Here is a 17,372-nt window from a genome sequence, read left to right as displayed (position 1 = left end):
AAAATACTCCTCTAAATGTATATTTTAAGAAACATTACATTCTTATTGTTACTTTTATATACATATAAAACTTAATTTAAATGAGATTTTGCAAGAATAAAAAAGAAATTCTAAAAATTTTTGTTATATTATTCTACAAAATATCATCTTTAAGGAGCTCTTCTATGAATTTAAGCGACAAACAAAAAAACGCTGTATTAAGATTTAAAGATTTTGTTTCATTTAGAAACAAAATTTCTTTATTCTTATCTGCAATTATACTTGTTTTTTATTATCTTTTTGTATTAGGTATAGGATTGTTCCCTGAAATTCTTGCATACAGGCTTGGACCAAGCTCTATAACATTTGGGATTATGTGGGGAATATTTTTAATCGTTTTAAGCATTATTGCAACAGGAATCTATACTTTTATAGCAAATTATTCTTTTGATAAAGAACAAGAAGAAAGCCTTGCAAATTTAGAAAATACAAATATCTTGGAAGAGCTTAAAAACGGTCAAATCGACTATAAGGATCTCAAATGAAATTTTTAGTATTTTTCTTTTCCTTCATACATTTTGTTTTTGCGGCTGGACTTGATTTAGGCACACAAATAGAGCAAGCACCAATTAATTACACTGCCGTAGCTATGTTTATAACTTTTGTCATTGCAACACTCTTAATCACTTATTATTCAAGTAAAAAAAGCAAATCTAGAGCAGGTTTTTACACTGCCGGAGGAAATATAACAGGACTTCAAAATGGAGTGGCTATTGCTGGTGATTATATGAGTGCGGCAAGCTTTTTAGGAATCATTGCCCTATGTTTTCTCAATGGCTTTGATGGACTTGTTTATTCTATAGGTTTTTTAGTTGGCTGGCCTATAGTTTTATTCTTAATCGCAGAAAAACTAAGAAATTTAGGAAAATTCACATTTGCAGACATTACTGCATATAGATTAGATTCAAAGCCTATACGCATTTTATCTGCAATTTCAGCTCTAAGCGTTATCGTTTTTTATTTGATCGCTCAAATGGTCGGTGCTGGACAGCTGATACAGCTGCTTTTTGGTTTGCCATACTCTTGGGCAGTAATTTTAGTAGGAATTTTAATGGTATGTTATGTAACCTTTGGAGGTATGCACGCAACGACTTGGGTACAAATCATAAAAGCCATTTTGCTTTTGAGTGGAGCAAGTTTTATGGCTTTTATGGTGCTTTACTTAACAAAATTCGATTTTGCTTTGTATTTTTCTCAAGCTATTCAAAACCATCCAAGTGGTGAAAAAATAATGGGACCCGGTACATTTTTACCTAATACCATTTCAGCAATTTCACTAGGACTTGCTTTGATGTTTGGAACAGCCGGTTTGCCTCATATTCTTATGAGATTTTTTACAGTAAAAAACGCAAAAGAAGCAAGAAAGTCAGCCTTTTGGGCTACAACCTTTATAGGATATTTTTATATTCTTACTTTTATTATAGGATTTGGAGCCATAGCCTTGTTGCTTGGAAATCCAAATTATACAAATGCAGATGGGACTTTTAATGGTGCTTCAAATATGGTAGCTGTCGTTTTAGCTGATGTTTTAGGCGGAAGCGTTTTCTTAGGTTTTATTTCAGCTGTTGCCTTTGCAACCATACTTGCTGTGGTTTCTGGTCTTACAATATCAGGAGCAAGTGCTATTAGCCACGATTTATTTGTCAATGTCATCAAAGACGGCAAGTGCGAATCTAAAGATGAATTAAAAATAACAAAAATTGCCACAATTTGTATAGGCATAGCTGCTATTTTTCTAGGTATAATTTTTGAAAAACAGAATGTCGCTTTTACTGTTGGACTTGCCTTTGCAATCGCTGCAAGTGTTAATTTTCCTATACTCTTACTCTGTTTATATTGGAAAAATCTCACAACAAAAGGGGCTTTTTGGGGAGGACTTATAGGTCTTATTACTGTTGTAACTTTGGTGATTTTAAGTCCTAGCATATGGATAAAAAGTTTCGGTTTTAGCGAAGCCATTTTCCCATACGACCATCCTGCTTTATTTTCTATGCCTCTAACTTTTATTTTAATTTATCTCATCTCAAAACTTGACACTTCAAAACGTTCCCAAATAGATAAAAAAGGCTTTAACACTCAAGATTTTAGAGCACAAAGCGGGATAGGAATCAGCACTGCTTTAGAGCATTAAAATTTTCCAACACTCCCTTGAGAGTGTTTCTTGCCTTGACATTTTTTTAAAACTTTATTTGTTTATTGAGCGAATATTGAAAATTAGTTTGGTGTCAAGGGGGAGACTTGAACTCCCGACCTCCGGCTTATGAGACCAGCGCTCTAACCAGCTGAGCTACCCTGACTTAATGAAAATTTAGATTATACCTTTTACTTACTAAAAACTTTTTTAAATTCAAAAACAAAGCTTGTTTTTTCAAATATATCTTAAAGCTTTACTTTGTTATAATTACTTAAAAATAGAGAGGTGTCCGAGCGGTCGAAGGAGCACGTCTGGAACACGTGTAAAGTGTAAGCTTTCGAGGGTTCAAATCCCTTCCTCTCTGCCATAATAAATTTTAAGCAAAACTAGGGCATAATTCTTTACAAGGGGCATTAGCTCAGCTGGGAGAGCACAACGCTGGCAGCGTTGGGGTCAGCGGTTCGAGCCCGCTATGCTCCACCAAAGGTTCCGTAGCTCAGTTGGTAGAGCACTACCTTGACATGGTAGTGGTCGTTGGTTCAAGTCCAATCGGAGCCACCATTCTTATACCAAAAAGCTTTTTGCTTTTTCTTCATAAGCCTTAATATATTCTTGATGTTTTAAAGTTAAACCTATATTATCAAGCCCCTCTAACAAACAATTTCTATGAAAATCATCCAAATCAAAGTACAATTCTTTCCCAGAAAAAGAAAGTTTTTTATCGATAAGAGAAATTGTCATCTGTTTATTTTCACTTCTTTCAAGCTCATCCATAAGCCACTGCACCTCATCATTTGCAAGAACAATAGTCAATAAACCATTGCCTAAAGCATTATTTTTAAAAATGTCTGCAAAAGAAGGGGCTATAACAGCTCTAATACCATAATCCATCAAAGCCCAAGGAGCGTGTTCTCTTGATGAACCATTGCCAAAATTATCTCTTGTCAAAAGTATAGAAGCGTTTTTATATTCTGTCTTGTTAAGATTAAAATCTAAATTTGGAACATTCTCTTCATCATCTAAATAACGCAAATCGTGAAACAAATGTTTCCCAAAACCTTTTTTTGACACAGAAAGCAAGAACTGCTTTGGTATAATTTGGTCAGTATCTATATTTGCAAAGTCTAAAGGACAAGCTATGCCTGTATGTATGCTAAATTTTTCCATATCATTCTCCTAAATATTTACGAACATCGCAAATTTTACCTTCTATTGCTGCTGCTGCTGCACTTGCTGGAGACATTAAATGCGTTATAGAACCTTTACCCTGTCTGCCAATAAAATTGCGGTTTGAGGTAGAAGCAACCCTTTGTCCAACTTCAGCTTTATCATCATTCATAGCAAGACACATTGAACAGCCCGGCAATCTCCATTCAAAACCTGCTTCGATAAAAATTCTATCCAAACCTTCTTTTTGAGCTTGTTTTCTTACAAACATTGAACCCGGAACAGCTAAAGCTTTCACTTTTGGATTAATTCTCTTGCCTTGCAATACTTTTGCAGCAGCTCTAAAATCCTCTATACGACCATTAGTACAAGAACCTATAAAAACTATATCGATACTAACCCCATCAATATTTTGATTTTGAGTAAGTTTCGTATAAGCTAAAGCGTCTTTTAAAGTCTTCTTTTCAACTTCAGAATCAAAATCGCTCTCTTTTGGAATTTTCGAATTCACACAAATAACTTGACCTGGATTTGTCCCGTAAGTAACTTGAGGTTCAATTTCATCTGCATTAATTTCTATACTCTTATCAAAATGTGCATCATTATCACTTTGCAAAGTTTTCCAATACTGACAGTATTTTTCGAATTCTTCACTCTTTGGCGCAAATTCTTTTCCTTTGATATATGCAAAAGTTTTTTCATCAGGTGCTATCATCCCAACCTTAGCACCCATTTCTATTGCCATATTCGAAAGAGTCATTCTTCCCTCCATACTTAAAGCTCTTACAGCCTCTCCACAAAATTCCACACAATATCCAGTACCTCCGGCCGTACCAAGCTTGCCTATAATATATAAAATCAAATCCTTAGCATACACACCTTTAGCAAGCGTACCCTTACAATCTATCTTCATCGTTTTAAGTCTTGCTTGTTTGAGAGTTTGAGTGGCAAAAACATGCTCAACCTCTGAAGTGCCTACTCCAAAAGCTAAAGCTCCAAAAGCTCCGTGTGTAGCTGTGTGAGAATCCCCACACACTAAAGTTGTACCGGGTAAGGTAAAACCGAGTTGAGGACCTATAATATGAACTATGCCTTGATTTTCATCGCCAAGTCCAAAAAGTTTGACTCCAAATTCTTGTGTATTGTGCATTAATGTTGTAATTTGCTCTTTGGCAAGTGTAGAACACGCCTCTAAATCACTACTTTTTGTAGAAACATCATGATCTATTGTGGCTAAAGTTAAATCAGCCCGTGCCATCTTTCTCCCAGAAAGTTTTAAACCAGAAAAAGCTTGAGGGCTTGTAACTTCGTGTATTAAATGTCTGTCTATATACAAAAGAGGGAGTTCATTTTCAGTCTCAAAAACTATATGGCTTTCATATACCTTTTCATATAAAGTTTTACCCATCTTTTTCCTCCATTAAACTTTTTATACAAGTTCCCATTTCATCTGTAAATAAATACTGTTGTGCATTTAAGTCCTTTGTATAATTTCCCTGCGATAAAGCCTTGCTTACTGCATTTTCTATTGCATCTGCTGCTGCGCTTTGTTCCAAAGAATACCTCAACATTAAAGCCGCGCTTAGAATTTGTGCGATAGGATTTGCTATATTCAAATGAGCTATATCAGGAGCCGAACCTCCCGCTGGTTCATAAAGTCCAAATCTTTTCTCATTCAAACTCGCCGAAGGAAGCATACCCATAGAACCTGTGATCATAGCCATTTCATCTGATAAAATATCGCCAAAAATGTTATTACACAACACAACATCAAAGACACTTGGATTCTTAAGAAGCTGCATAGTAGCATTATCAATATACATATGTTCTATTTTCACATCTTCATATTCTTTTGCCACCTCATCTACTACTTTACGCCATAAAACTGAACTTTGCAAAACATTTGCTTTGTCAATAGAAACTACTTTTTTAGCCCTCAATCTTGCGCTTTTAAAAGCTATATGAGCAATTCTTACAATTTCTTGGCGAGAATAAATTTCTGTATCAAATGCTGTATTTCCTTCATCTTTAATACCTCGTGGCTCACCAAAATAAATACCACCGGTAAGCTCCCTTATACATAAAATATCAACTCCTTTTTGTACAATTTCATTTTTTAAAGGCGATAAATGTTCTAAACCTTGATAAATTTTTGCCGGACGAAAATTCGCAAAAAGATTAAAATGTGAGCGCAAAGGAAGCAAAGAAGCCCTCTCGGGTCTTTGCTCTACCGGCAAATTATCCCATTTTGGACCACCGACAGAGCCAAATAAAATCGCATCAGAATCCTCACAAAGCCTTACAGTTTCTTCACTTAAAGCCACTCCGTATTTATCAATACTTGCACCACCAACAAGAGCATAGTGAAAGGCAAGTTCAAATTGATACTTTTTTGAAACAAATTCAAGAACTTTCAAAGCTTCTTTCATTACTGAAGGACCTATACCATCTCCTGCTAAAACGGCTATTTTATATGAATTCACTTTTCATTCCTTTTTGCATCTTCTATCATTAACGCCTTATGCAAAGCATTAAAAACGCTTACAAAGGCTTGTGCTGAAGATTCTATAACATCGGTTGAAAGTCCTCTGCCGTGGAATTTTCTTCCCCTAAATTCCACATCAACATCAACTTGCCCTTGTGCATCTACTCCAGAACCCTTAGCACTAATAGCATAATGAATTAACTTGCATTCTATTTGAGTCAATCTTGTAATACAATTAAACACAGCTTCCACAGGTCCATTCCCTGTACTTGATTCTGTTTGCAACTGCGTGTTTATACGCAATTGTACAGAGGCGGTGGGAATAATGCCTCTACCGCCACTAATAACATTTAAGTTCTCAAGTTCAAAATGATTGTGTTCCTGTAAATCCCAGCTTAAAAACATCAATGCTTCTAAATCATACTCATATATTTGCCCTTTTTTATCCGCAAGTTTTAAGAACCGTGCATATACATCGTCTAAATTATAAGTATTTTCATTATATCCTAAAGTGTCAAGACAAGTTTTTATCATATGCCTGCCACTTCGTGCTGTCATTAGCATTCTATTTTCATTTAGTCCTATGCTTTCAGGAGTCATAATCTCATAAGTCTCTCTATTTTTAAGCACTCCATCTTGATGAATGCCTGAACTATGAGAAAAGGCATTACTTCCTACTATGGCTTTATGTGCGGGCACAGCTTCATTGCAAAGAGATGCAACAAGTTTGGAAGTTTTAGCGATATTGTGATGAATAATATCTGTATAAAAACCTTGCAAATAATCAGCTCTTGTCTTGATAGCCATTACAACTTCTTCTAAAGCACAGTTTCCAGCTCTTTCTCCAAGTCCATTCATAGCACACTCAATTTGTCTTGCTCCTTGCATAATTGCCGAAAGACTATTAGCCGTAGCCATTCCTAAGTCATTATGGCAATGCACAGAAATAACAGCTTTGTCTATATTTGGAACTTTGTTATAGAGCGTTTTTATAATCTCACCAAATTCATAAGGCAGAGTATAGCCAACAGTATCTGGGATATTAATTGTATTCGCTCCTGCTTGGATAGCTTTCTCAACTATCATACATAAATTATCAATTGGTGTTCTGCCAGCATCTTCACAGGAAAATTCAACATCATCAGTATATGTTCTTGCTCGTTTAATCGCTTTTTCAGCCATAGCTAAAACCTCGCTAAAATCTTTCTTAAGCTTGTCCTTAATATGTAAAGTTGAGGTAGCAATAAAAGTATGAATACGAAATCTCTGTGCAACCTTTAAAGCTTCATAACACGCATCAATATCTCTATCTACTGCTCGAGACAATCCGCATACTATGGAATTTTTTACATTTTTTGCTATGCTTTGAACAGAATCAAAATCACCCGGTGAAGAGACGGGAAAACCGGCTTCAATAACATCTACGCCCAAATCTTCCAAAGCTAAGGCAATTTGTAATTTTTGATTAAGACTTAAAGAGCTTTGCAAAGCTTGTTCACCGTCCCGTAAAGTTGTATCAAAGATTATAATTTTTTTTTCACTCATAAAAATCCTTTAAAAACAAATACATTATACAAATTTAAAAATATTAAAAATTGTAATGAAAATAAAAAATAAATTTTTAGAAGAGTTGCAGCAGTTGTTTATTGTAGATATTGTTATAAGCTACATTTTTCAATGTATAAGCTTGTTTTATAATTATCAAATCAGATATAAAAACCTTTCTCATTAATTTCTCCTTTATTGAGCTAAAATTTGAGTTTAACACAATTTTAGCAAATTGTAAAAAAAATTTTCAAAAAATGCACAATTTTAAACTCCTTTGTAACAAAAAAGCAATGGTGCATATTATCTAAACAAAACAATCAAAGCAAATTTAAGAAAAAGCTTGTTATAATTAAAAACTAAGTGTTTAATGCCAATAAGGATTTTAATGCTGAAAGAACTTTTGGAAATCAAAAAAGAAATGGAACCTGTCATTCACGAAGCAAATGTGAAACTTAATGTTTTAGCACGTGAGGTTATAGTACGTAAAAAAGAATATGAAATTTATGGACCTATGATAGACCGTGTGTATCTTGATAATGCCGTTTATGTAAAAGTAATGTCAAGCGGGAGAGATGTAAAAAATGACAAAGTCGATATAAAAACTGGATTTTATATGGTTTTTGTTGCCCCTGAAAAAGAAAGTACAAAGGACATTAAAAACAAACTCAAAGTTGCTTATGAAGGACTTGATAATAAATTCATTTCTACTCTTATAAGACACTGCCAAAGATTTAAAGAAATTATCCAAAAAACTCAAGCTACGCTCTCAAAATCTTCAAATATGAATGTCTTAGTTGAAACAAATTTGGGTGAAGCTTCAGCTGCTCTTAAATTTAACATTAATATTAAATATACCAAAGAAAACCAAAAACTCAGTCGCGAAAATTCAAAATCTGCAGGAAGTTTTAGAGATACAAAAACTTATATTAATCTTATAGTTGAAAAAAATACAGAGTCTCAAACGTGTGAAAAATTACTTGATGATGTGGAAAAATATTTTATAGGCGGGGGTTGAGTCTATTTTATTCTTAAATTTGCGCTATGCGTTAAAGCTACAGCTATCGCATCTGTAATATCTAAAGGCTTTATTTCTTTTGTTATCCTTAAGAGCCGTTTTACCATAAATGCCACTTGTTCCTTGCTCGCCTTAGCTTTACCTGTAACGGTTTTTTTTATTTGTAAAGGAGTGTATTCGCTAAATTCTCCGTGAATTTGCAAAATTTTGAGACTTAAAGCTCCTCTAAATTGAGCAAGTTTTAAAACGGTTTTAGGATTATAAGCAAAAAATATATCTTCCACAGCAACCTCATCAAAATGATGCTGTTTAAATATCAAATCCAAACCTTCACAAAGTTCTGTAATTTGGTATTGCAAAGCGGAAGGTTTAATTTTTATTAACCCTGCTTCAAGGAGGCAATTTGTACCTTTTTGAGTTTCAATGATTGCATACCCACAAAAACGACTACCAGGGTCAATACCTAAAATTTTCAAATTCTCCCTTTAATACTTTACAAATTGAAATTCTTTCATATTCTATGTTGTAAAAGTTTTCATTTTAACCTTTTTTTATGAAATTTAAGATAAAATTCTAGGTTTAACTAAAAAATTAATGGGGTTTAATGGACGCAAGTGAAATACTCGATAGTTTTAAAAATGAGCTTTCTCAAAGTGAATTTGAAAACTACATTGCTAATTTAAAATTTAACGAAAAACAAAGCAAAGCTGATTTTTTAGTATTTACAGCACCAAATGAGTTTTTAGCGAAATTCATTCAAACTAAATACGGTGAAAAAATTGCTTACTTTTACGAGGTACACAGCGGAAATAAAGCTAAAATAAGCATTCAATCTCATAAAAATTCTTCAAAAAAATCTTTCATTGATGTTACTCATATCAAAATGCAAAGCACAATTTTAAATCCTTCTTTTACTTTTGAAAGTTTTGTTATTGGAGATTCAAATCATTATGCTTATGCTACTTGCAAAGCAGCAAGCGAAAAAAATAAACTTGGAAAATTGTATAATCCAATTTTTATCTACGGACCTACAGGGCTTGGAAAAACTCATTTACTTCAAGCTGTTGGAAATATTTGCTTAGAAATGGGAAAAAAAGTTATCTATGCAACAAGTGAAAATTTTATAAATGATTTCACTTCGAATTTACGAAATGGTTCTTTATATAAATTTCAAGAAAAGTATCGCGGTTGCGATGTTTTGCTCGTAGATGATGTACAATTTTTAGGTAAAACAGATAAAATTCAAGAAGAATTCTTTTTTATCTTCAATGAAATTCGCAACAAACTTGGACAAATCATAATGACAAGCGATAATCCTCCCAATATGCTCAAAGGTATTACAGAGAGACTTAAAAGTCGTTTCGCAAATGGAATAATTGCAGACATTACCCCGCCACAGCTTGATACAAAAATTGCTATCATAAGAAAGAAATGTGAATTTAATGAAATTCATTTAAATTCTGAGGTGATTAACTATATCGCTACTTCTATGGGAGATAACATCCGCGAGATTGAAGGAATGATTATGAATTTAAATGCTTACTCAAGACTCATCAATCAAGAAATTACCCTTGATATAGCTAAAGTAATGATGAAAGATCATATTAAAGAAAAAAGAGAAAACATTAGCTTAGATGACATTTTGAGTATGGTTTGCAAAGAATATAATATCAAAGCCAACGATATAAAATCGAATAAAAGAACACAAAATATTGTTACTACAAGACGAATTATTATTTTTTTAGCAAGAGAACTTACAACTCTTTCTATGCCTCAACTTGCAATGTTTTTTGAAATGAAGGATCATACCGCCATTTCACATAATATAAAAAAAATTAATGAGCTGATTGCAGATAATCAAGAATTAAAAAATAGAATCGAAGAATTAAAAAATAGAATTCTAGCAAAAAGTCAAAGTTAGTGAAAAAATGTGAATAAATATGAAAGTTTTACTTAAAAAATTGTGCTACAATACACTACTAAAACAAATTTTTCACATTTTCAACATCCTTATTACTAAGACAAAAATTTATTTAAACAAGGAGAAAAAATGAAAGTAAGCATAAATAAAAATATTCTTGAATCAATAGTACTTTTATGCAACGCTTATGTAGAAAAGAAAGATTCAAGTGCTATCACTTCACATTTGTTTTTTCAAGCAGATGAAGATAAACTCATTATAAAAGCAAGTGATTATGAAATAGGCATAAATTATAAAATAAAAAAGATTCGAGTTGAATCAAATGGTTTTGCAACTGTCAATGCAAAAAACATTGTTGATGTCATAAAAAACCTCAACAATGAAGAAATAACACTAGAAACTATTGATAATTCTCTCTTTATACGTCAAAAAAGCACAAAATATAAATTTCCTATGTTTGATTATGAAGATTTTCCTGATTTTCCTAACACAGAAAACAAAGATAAATTTGACATAGACTCAAATGATTTAAGCAGAAGCCTTAAGAAAATTCTACCTAGTATAGATACAAATAATCCAAAGTACTCTATGAATGGAGCTTTCTTAGACATCAAAAACAATAAAATCGATTTCGTAGGAACAGACTCTCACCGCTTAAGTATTTATACTTTAGAAAAAACAAATGAAAAAGAATTTCATATATCTATCCCAAAAAAAGCCATTATAGAAATGCAAAAGCTCTCTTACGAAAAAATAGAAATTTACTATGATAAAAATATTCTAATTGCAAAAAATGAAAACTTCGAATTCTTCACAAAATTAATTAACGACAAATTCCCAGACTATGAAAAAATAATTCCAAAACAATTCAAACAAAACTTGAAATTCAAAACAGAAGATTTTATTGATAGTCTTAAAAAAATATCTGTAATTTGTGAAAAAATGAAGTTACATTTAACAAAAGACAAAATCACTTTTGAAGGAATAAGTCTTGATAATATGGAAGCCAAAACGGAACTTGAAGTCGAAACTCCCATTGAAGAAAATTTTTCAATAAATATCAAAATAAAATACTTACTTGATTTCCTTCATTCCATTGAAGAAGAATACTTTAGCTTAAATATCAATGAACCGGGCTTACCTTTCACGGTTAATGCAGGTACACTTGAAGTAATTATTATGCCTGTGATTTTATAAAGGAAAAAAATGCAAAATTACGGTGAAGCAAATATTAAAGTCTTAAAAGGCTTAGAAGCAGTTAGAAAACGTCCGGGTATGTATATAGGTGATACAAACATAAACGGACTTCATCATATGATTTACGAAGTTGTTGATAACTCCATAGATGAAGCTATGGCTGGATACTGTGATACTATTGACATAGAACTTACAACTGAAGGAAGCTGCATAGTAAAAGATAATGGACGTGGAATTCCTGTAGGTATGCATCCAACTGAAAATATGCCAACTTTAACTGTGGTTTTAACTGTACTCCACGCAGGTGGAAAATTTGACAAAGATACATATAAAGTCTCAGGCGGCTTACACGGCGTTGGTGTAAGTGTTGTAAATGCGCTTTCAAAAAAACTTATAGCAGTAGTTGAAAGGGATGGTAAAACCTACCGCCAAGAATTTGCTCAAGGTACTATTAAAAGTGAATTTGAAGTCATAGGAGAGAGTAAAAAAAGCGGGACAACAATAGAATTTTTTCCAGATGAAACTATTTTCGAAGTTACAGAATTTAACTACGAAATTTTAGCAAAAAGATTCAAGGAGCTTGCTTACTTAAATCCAAAAATCACAATAAATTTTAAAGACAATCGTGTAGGAAGAAGTGAAAGTTTTCATTTTAAAGGTGGAATTTCACAATTTGTTACAGATATGAATAAAAAACAAGCTCTCACTAAAACCATTTTTTTTAATGTCAATGAAGAAGACATAAATGTTGAAATAGCTTTACTTTACAATGACACTTATAATGAAAATCTCCTCTCTTTTGTTAATAATATTAAAACTCCAGACGGTGGTACACACGAAACAGGTTTTAGAATGGGTTTAACTCGTGTTATTACAAATTATGTAGAAGCAAATGCAAGTAGTAGAGAAAAAGACAGCAAAATTACAGGAGATGATATAAGAGAAGGACTTATAGCTGTAGTAAGTGTAAAGGTACCAGAACCACAATTTGAGGGACAAACTAAAGGCAAACTTGGTTCTTCTTATGTTCGCCCTATTGTTTCGAAAGCAAGTTTTGAATACTTAAGTAAATACTTTGAAGAAAATCCTATCGAAGCGAAAATTATTATGAATAAAGCTTTAATGGCGGCACGAGGAAGAGAAGCTGCAAAAAAAGCAAGAGAACTTACAAGGAAAAAAGAAAATTTGAGCGTTGGTACCTTACCGGGAAAATTGGCAGACTGTCAAAGCAAAGATCCAAGCGAAAGTGAAATTTATCTTGTTGAAGGAGACAGTGCAGGAGGTTCTGCAAAACAAGGCAGAGAGAGAGCTTTTCAAGCTATTTTACCTCTAAGAGGAAAAATTTTAAACGTAGAAAAATCGCGACTCGATAAGATTTTAAAATCAGAGCAAATTCAAAATATGATTACTGCATTTGGTTGTGGAATAGCAGATGAATTTGATAGAGATAAATTACGTTATCATAAGATTATTATAATGACTGATGCAGATGTAGATGGCTCACATATACAAACTTTACTTCTTACTTTCTTTTTTCGTTTTATGAATGAATTAGTAGCTCAAGGACATATCTATTTAGCACAACCACCTCTTTACCGCTATAAGAAAGGACAGAAAAAAGAAATTTACTTAAAAGATGAAAAAGCTTTAAATGAATATTTAATTGAAACAGGAATTGAAAGTTCAAATTATGAAGGCATAGGTTTAAATGATTTAAAAGAATTCTTAAAGATTGTCGCTGCGTACCGTGATACTCTTAAAGAACTTGAAAAAAGATTTAATGTCATTCCTGTAATTCGTCATTTAATAGAAAATCCTGAACTTGTAAAGAATTCAAATGAAAAACTTCTTGAAATTGTTAAAGAATTTTTAGAAAAACTTCAATATAACATTTTAAATTTTGCTGTTAATGAAAATGAAATTCGTATCTTTGTTCAAACAGAAAATGGTTTAGAAGAACTTTTAATTAATGATGAACTTTTTTCACATCCCCTTTATATAGAAGCTAATTATATCTTTACCAAAATTAAAGAAAGAGACTTGCAATTTGAAAAAGACATTTTAGAGCTTTTAGAAGATGTAGAGAAAAATGCTAAAAAAGGAGCTTATATACAAAGATATAAAGGTTTAGGTGAGATGAATCCTGAACAATTATGGGAAACAACTATGGATCCAAGTATTCGAAGGCTTCTAAGAATCACCATCGAAGATGCACAAAGTGCCAATGATACTTTTAACCTCTTTATGGGCGATGAAGTTGAACCAAGACGTGATTATATTCAAGCTCATGCTAAAGATGTGAAACACTTAGATATATAATTCTAATTTCATTGAGTTCTTTTATATCTAAAGGACAACCAGCTTCACGAGAGATAGCGAGCATATGGAGTATAGTATTTGAGCTCCCACCCATAGCCATATCTACAACCATAGCATTTTGAATGGCTTTTTTATTGATAATATTTCGAATTTTATATCTCTCATCAAGAGCAATTTCACAAATTCTTCTTGCTGCTTTTCTTAAGAGTTGTTCTCTAATGTTTAAAAAAATCTACATCGAGCACAGCTCCATTGCTTGCATTACTTACAAGTTTTTGATACATTCTAAGCCATCTTGATGAGATCTCTTTCTGTGGAGATTTAAAATTTGTTTTACGTTTTTGAATCTCAACTTCATCAAGTTTTGCATTAATAGTATAAGAATCCACATCGATTTCTATCTCATCGCCATCTTCTAATAAACCTATTAATCCACCTTCAGCAGCTTCAGGACTAATATGTCCTACACTCAGTCCCCTTGTTGCACCGCTAAAGCGTCCATCAGTAATAAGCGCCACATCAGCACCAAGTCCCATTCCCATAATTAAGCTTGTGGGACTAAGCATTTCTTGCATACCTGGACCGCCTTTTGGGCCTTCGTAACGAATGACACATACACAACCTTTTTGTACTTTACCTTTGATGATGCCTTTTATCGCTTCCTCTTGGGAATTAAAACATACTGCTTTGCCTTTAAATTTTCGTTCCCCTACTATACCCGCTGTTTTTATAACACAACCTTGTTCTGCTAAATTACCAAATAAAATGGCAAGTCCGCCTACTTTAGAATAGGCGTTTTCTACCTTACGTATAACAGTTTCATCAAGGATTTTCGCATTGTGTATTCTTTGTCCTAAATTTTCCCCTGAAATAGTAAGTGTTTCAAGACAAAGTAAACCTTTATCTCTGCGAGAAATTTCTTTAATTACAGCATTTATTCCTCCGGCTTTGCCTATATCTTCCATAGCAACATCTGGCAAGGAAGGAGCTATTTTAGCAATATGAGCTATATTTTTACTAATTTCATTGAGTTCTTTTATATCTAAAGGACAACCAGCTTCACGAGAGATAGCGAGCATATGGAGTATAGTATTTGAGCTCCCACCCATAGCCATATCTACAACCATAGCATTTTGAATGGCTTTTTTATTGATAATATTTCGAATTTTATATCTCTCATCAAGAGCAATTTCACAAATTCTTCTTGCTGCTTTTCTTAAGAGTTGTTCTCTTTCTTGACTTTGAGCTAAGAGAGTACCATTGCCTTCTAAAGCTATACCCATAGCCTCACAAAGCGTATTCATTGAATTTGCAGTGAACATACCAGAACAAGAACCCCCTCCGGGACAAGCTTTACACTCTATATCCTTAAGTTCTTCTTGACTAATCTTCTTCACTTCAAATTCACCTACTGCCTCAAAGACACTATTTAGAGTGAGTTTTTCGCCTTTTTGGCTTTGTCCTGCTTTCATAGGACCACCACTAACAAAGATAGTTGGGATATTAACTCTTAATGCTCCCATTAACATACCCGGAGTAATTTTATCGCAATTTGGAATACAAATTAATGCATCAAGTTGATGAGCATTCACAACACTTTCTACTGAATTAGCTATGATTTCACGACTAGGTAAAGAATACAGCATACCACTATGTCCCATAGCAATACCATCATCGATACCTATGGTATTAAATTCAAAAGGCACACATCCGTTTTTACGAATTTCATCTTTAACAATTTTTGCATATTCATTCAAATAAAAATGTCCCGGAATTATATCTATATAGCTGTTTGCTACTGCTATGAAAGGTTTATCAAAATCTTCATCTTGCAGCCCACAGGCTCTTAATAAAGAACGATTTGGTGCTTTTAAATACCCTTTTTTAATTGCATCACTTCGCATCAATTCTCCTTTGTACAATATACAATGTTTTTATTTTAGCGAAAAAATATTATATAATCTCAAAATTAGCTTTGAAATTTGTGAAAGGAAAAAATGAATTTTTTAAGAAAACTTAATGATTTTTTTACAAAATATATGGCGATTCTTATTGTGTTTGTTGCAGGTTTTGCTTTATTTTTTCCTTGTGCTGTGAGTTTTATACAAACAAGTTTTATTAATTATTTGCTAATGATTATTATGTTTGGTATGGGACTTACTCTACAAGCACGAGATTTTCAACTCATTTTACAACGTCCAAAAGATTTAATCATAGGCATATTAGCACAATTTAGTATTATGCCTTTGGTAGCTTTTTTACTTTGTTTTGCATTTGATGTGCCAGCAGAACTTGCTTTGGGCATTATTTTAGTCGGTGCTTGTCCCGGAGGGACAGCTTCAAATGTAATGAGCTATCTTGCAAAAGGGGATCTTGCTTTATCTTTAAGCATCACTTCGTTTTCCACTTTTTTAGCCCCGTTGCTTACGCCAATTATAACTTTATTATATGTTGGAGAAGAGATAGAAATCGATGTTATATCTATGATTTTTTCTCTTGTTGAAATTGTTATAATACCTGTACTTTTAGGTTTTATCATCAAAAAGTTCTTTTACGGATTTAGTGTAAAAATTCAAAGCATACTTCCTCTCATTTCAATCTCAAGTATAATGCTTATAGTAGCTTGCATTGTAGGTGTCAATTCGCAGAAAATTCTTCAAATAGGTTTTTTTATTTTTATTATTGTTGTACTTCATAATGTTTTTGGTTATATTTTGGGATATTTTGTAGCGAAATTCTTTAAAATGCCTTTTGAGAAAAGAAAAACATTGTCTATAGAGGTTGGTATGCAAAATTCAGCCCTTGCAAGCTCTCTTGCTGTAACTCATTTTGCTTCTATGCCACTTGCAGCGGTTCCGGGTGCAGTATTTAGTGTATGGCATAACATATCAGGTTCTATACTAGCAAATATTTTAGCTTTAAAAAAGTAAAATCAGCTCTTATAAAAATGCAATATAAACAAAATTCTCAGCTTGTTGGGATTGATGAAGCAGGACGTGGAGCATTAGCAGGTCCTATGATGATGGCAGCTTGCTGTCTTAAAAATACAATCGATGGGCTTTGTGATTCTAAAAAACTAACCGAAAGAAAACGTGAAGAGCTTTATATGCAAATTCTTAACAATTCGCAGTATTGTATTCTTGCTTTTTCGGTTACTCAAATTGATACTTTAGGGCTTAGTTCTTGTTTAAGACTCGGCTTAGAAGTAATTAGAAGACATTTCTTGCAAAAAATTGATGATAGATTTTTCAATAAAAACATACATTTTCTTTACGATGGAAATACTAATTTTGGAGTAAGTGGTATTTCAACTCTTGTAAAAGCTGATGTAAGTGTACCTGCTGTTAGTGCAGCAAGTATTTTGGCGAAAGTTACGCGAGATAGAGTTATGAAATTTTTGGCTGATGAATTTAAAGAATATGAATTTGAAAAACATAAGGCATATGGAACGAAAAGGCACAAAGAACTCTTGAAACAATTTGGAATTTGTGCATTGCATAGGAAAAGTTTTAAGCTTTTTTAAAAACAAATACAATTCATTTGGATT

Annotated in this window: 14 protein-coding genes, 4 tRNA genes and 1 pseudogene; 11 read left to right on the top strand and 8 right to left on the bottom strand. The window is 32.8% G+C overall.

Annotated features, from left to right (window positions below):
* Positions 1-164 precede the first annotated feature (164 nt).
* Together OQH62_RS07180 and OQH62_RS07175 are read left to right on the top strand one after the other, a co-directional pair.
* The gene (locus OQH62_RS07180) at positions 165-524 is read left to right on the top strand and encodes a DUF485 domain-containing protein (protein WP_266015749.1); all 360 of its coding nucleotides are present in this window, start codon (positions 165-167) and stop codon (positions 522-524) included.
* Positions 521-2,170: a cation acetate symporter gene (locus OQH62_RS07175; RefSeq protein ID WP_266015747.1), complete on the top strand. Its 1,650-nt coding sequence runs from the start codon at positions 521-523 to the stop codon at positions 2,168-2,170. The genes OQH62_RS07180 and OQH62_RS07175 overlap by 4 nt, the downstream gene beginning before the upstream one ends.
* A gap of 89 nt (positions 2,171-2,259) precedes the next feature.
* Here OQH62_RS07175 and OQH62_RS07170 read toward each other — a convergent pair.
* Positions 2,260-2,336, bottom strand: a tRNA-Met gene (locus tag OQH62_RS07170).
* A 116-nt stretch (positions 2,337-2,452) separates the two neighbouring features.
* Here OQH62_RS07170 and OQH62_RS07165 point away from each other — a divergent pair.
* The 3 genes from OQH62_RS07165 to OQH62_RS07155 all read left to right on the top strand — a co-directional run bounded on the left by OQH62_RS07165 (position 2,453) and on the right by OQH62_RS07155 (position 2,734).
* Positions 2,453-2,540, top strand: a tRNA-Ser gene (locus tag OQH62_RS07165).
* Between the two features lie 40 nt (positions 2,541-2,580).
* Positions 2,581-2,656 (top strand) — tRNA-Ala (locus tag OQH62_RS07160).
* 2 nt (positions 2,657-2,658) lie between these two features.
* A tRNA-Val gene (locus tag OQH62_RS07155) sits at positions 2,659-2,734 on the top strand.
* Positions 2,735-2,737: 3 nt separating this feature from the next.
* Here OQH62_RS07155 and leuD read toward each other — a convergent pair.
* The 4 genes from leuD to leuA are packed head-to-tail and all read right to left on the bottom strand — an operon-like array spanning position 2,738 to position 7,370.
* Positions 2,738-3,340, bottom strand: a complete 603-nt coding sequence (gene leuD / locus OQH62_RS07150; protein WP_266015746.1) for a 3-isopropylmalate dehydratase small subunit — start codon at positions 3,338-3,340, stop codon at positions 2,738-2,740.
* Position 3,341: 1 nt separating this feature from the next.
* Complete coding sequence (gene leuC / locus OQH62_RS07145; RefSeq protein ID WP_266015744.1) at positions 3,342-4,748, bottom strand: 3-isopropylmalate dehydratase large subunit; 1,407 nt, start codon at positions 4,746-4,748, stop codon at positions 3,342-3,344.
* Entirely contained in the window at positions 4,741-5,823 is a 1,083-nt protein-coding gene (leuB, locus tag OQH62_RS07140; protein ID WP_266015742.1) for a 3-isopropylmalate dehydrogenase, read from the bottom strand. The genes leuC and leuB overlap by 8 nt, the downstream gene beginning before the upstream one ends.
* Complete coding sequence (gene leuA / locus OQH62_RS07135) at positions 5,820-7,370, bottom strand: 2-isopropylmalate synthase (protein WP_266015740.1); 1,551 nt, start codon at positions 7,368-7,370, stop codon at positions 5,820-5,822. Before leuA ends, leuB begins: the two co-directional genes overlap by 4 nt.
* A gap of 388 nt (positions 7,371-7,758) precedes the next feature.
* Here leuA and OQH62_RS07130 point away from each other — a divergent pair, with 388 nt between their 5' ends.
* Positions 7,759-8,388 carry a hypothetical protein gene (locus tag OQH62_RS07130; RefSeq protein ID WP_266015738.1) on the top strand — a complete coding sequence of 210 codons (630 nt, stop codon included), beginning with the start codon at positions 7,759-7,761 and terminating at the stop codon, positions 8,386-8,388.
* 2 nt (positions 8,389-8,390) lie between these two features.
* Here OQH62_RS07130 and ruvC read toward each other — a convergent pair whose 3' ends face one another.
* Entirely contained in the window at positions 8,391-8,864 is a 474-nt protein-coding gene (gene ruvC / locus OQH62_RS07125; RefSeq protein ID WP_266015736.1) for a crossover junction endodeoxyribonuclease RuvC, read from the bottom strand.
* A 128-nt stretch (positions 8,865-8,992) separates the two neighbouring features.
* Here ruvC and dnaA point away from each other — a divergent pair, with 128 nt between their 5' ends.
* The 3 genes from dnaA (at position 8,993) to gyrB (ending at position 13,825) form a co-directional block, all read left to right on the top strand.
* Positions 8,993-10,309 carry a chromosomal replication initiator protein DnaA gene (gene dnaA, locus OQH62_RS07120; protein WP_266015734.1) on the top strand — a complete coding sequence of 439 codons (1,317 nt, stop codon included), beginning with the start codon at positions 8,993-8,995 and terminating at the stop codon, positions 10,307-10,309.
* Positions 10,310-10,438: 129 nt separating this feature from the next.
* Positions 10,439-11,506 (top strand): DNA polymerase III subunit beta, encoded by a 1,068-nt coding sequence (dnaN, locus tag OQH62_RS07115; RefSeq protein ID WP_266015732.1) that lies wholly within the window; start codon positions 10,439-10,441, stop codon positions 11,504-11,506.
* A gap of 9 nt (positions 11,507-11,515) precedes the next feature.
* Positions 11,516-13,825 (top strand): DNA topoisomerase (ATP-hydrolyzing) subunit B, encoded by a 2,310-nt coding sequence (gene gyrB / locus OQH62_RS07110; protein WP_266015730.1) that lies wholly within the window; start codon positions 11,516-11,518, stop codon positions 13,823-13,825.
* Between the two features lie 4 nt (positions 13,826-13,829).
* Here gyrB and OQH62_RS07105 read toward each other — a convergent pair.
* Both OQH62_RS07105 and ilvD read right to left on the bottom strand, forming a co-directional pair.
* Positions 13,830-14,042, bottom strand: a pseudogene (locus tag OQH62_RS07105) (dihydroxy-acid dehydratase); the annotation flags it as partial.
* Positions 14,041-15,729, bottom strand: a complete 1,689-nt coding sequence (gene ilvD / locus OQH62_RS07100) for a dihydroxy-acid dehydratase (protein WP_266015728.1) — start codon at positions 15,727-15,729, stop codon at positions 14,041-14,043. The pseudogene OQH62_RS07105 and the gene ilvD, both read right to left, overlap by 2 nt.
* Positions 15,730-15,822: 93 nt before the next feature.
* Between ilvD and OQH62_RS07095 the strand changes: the two genes are divergently transcribed.
* Positions 15,823-16,755: a bile acid:sodium symporter family protein gene (locus OQH62_RS07095; RefSeq protein WP_266015726.1), complete on the top strand. Its 933-nt coding sequence runs from the start codon at positions 15,823-15,825 to the stop codon at positions 16,753-16,755.
* A gap of 17 nt (positions 16,756-16,772) precedes the next feature.
* On the top strand, positions 16,773-17,348 hold the full coding sequence (locus OQH62_RS07090) for a ribonuclease HII (RefSeq protein WP_266015724.1): 576 nt from the start codon (positions 16,773-16,775) through the stop codon (positions 17,346-17,348).
* Positions 17,349-17,372: the final 24 nt, after the last annotated feature.

This window comes from Campylobacter sp. MIT 21-1684 (assembly GCF_026241315.1).
Classification (GTDB): domain Bacteria; phylum Campylobacterota; class Campylobacteria; order Campylobacterales; family Campylobacteraceae; genus Campylobacter_D.
This window is presented reverse-complemented; position numbering and strand designations above follow the sequence as displayed.

Bases quoted from the DNA above. Each gene is read 5' to 3' on its own strand.
- OQH62_RS07180 (WP_266015749.1), top strand. From the start codon at position 165: ATGAATTTAAGCGACAAACAAAAAAACGCTGTATTAAGATTTAAAGAT.
- OQH62_RS07175 (WP_266015747.1), top strand. From the start codon at position 521: ATGAAATTTTTAGTATTTTTCTTTTCCTTCATACATTTTGTTTTTGCG.
- leuD (WP_266015746.1), bottom strand. From the start codon at position 3,340: ATGGAAAAATTTAGCATACATACAGGCATAGCTTGTCCTTTAGACTTT.
- leuC (WP_266015744.1), bottom strand. From the start codon at position 4,748: ATGGGTAAAACTTTATATGAAAAGGTATATGAAAGCCATATAGTTTTT.
- leuA (WP_266015740.1), bottom strand. From the start codon at position 7,370: ATGAGTGAAAAAAAAATTATAATCTTTGATACAACTTTACGGGACGGT.
- OQH62_RS07130 (WP_266015738.1), top strand. From the start codon at position 7,759: ATGCTGAAAGAACTTTTGGAAATCAAAAAAGAAATGGAACCTGTCATT.
- dnaA (WP_266015734.1), top strand. From the start codon at position 8,993: ATGGACGCAAGTGAAATACTCGATAGTTTTAAAAATGAGCTTTCTCAA.
- dnaN (WP_266015732.1), top strand. From the start codon at position 10,439: ATGAAAGTAAGCATAAATAAAAATATTCTTGAATCAATAGTACTTTTA.
- gyrB (WP_266015730.1), top strand. From the start codon at position 11,516: ATGCAAAATTACGGTGAAGCAAATATTAAAGTCTTAAAAGGCTTAGAA.
- ilvD (WP_266015728.1), bottom strand. From the start codon at position 15,729: ATGCGAAGTGATGCAATTAAAAAAGGGTATTTAAAAGCACCAAATCGT.
- OQH62_RS07095 (WP_266015726.1), top strand. From the start codon at position 15,823: ATGAATTTTTTAAGAAAACTTAATGATTTTTTTACAAAATATATGGCG.
- OQH62_RS07090 (WP_266015724.1), top strand. From the start codon at position 16,773: ATGCAATATAAACAAAATTCTCAGCTTGTTGGGATTGATGAAGCAGGA.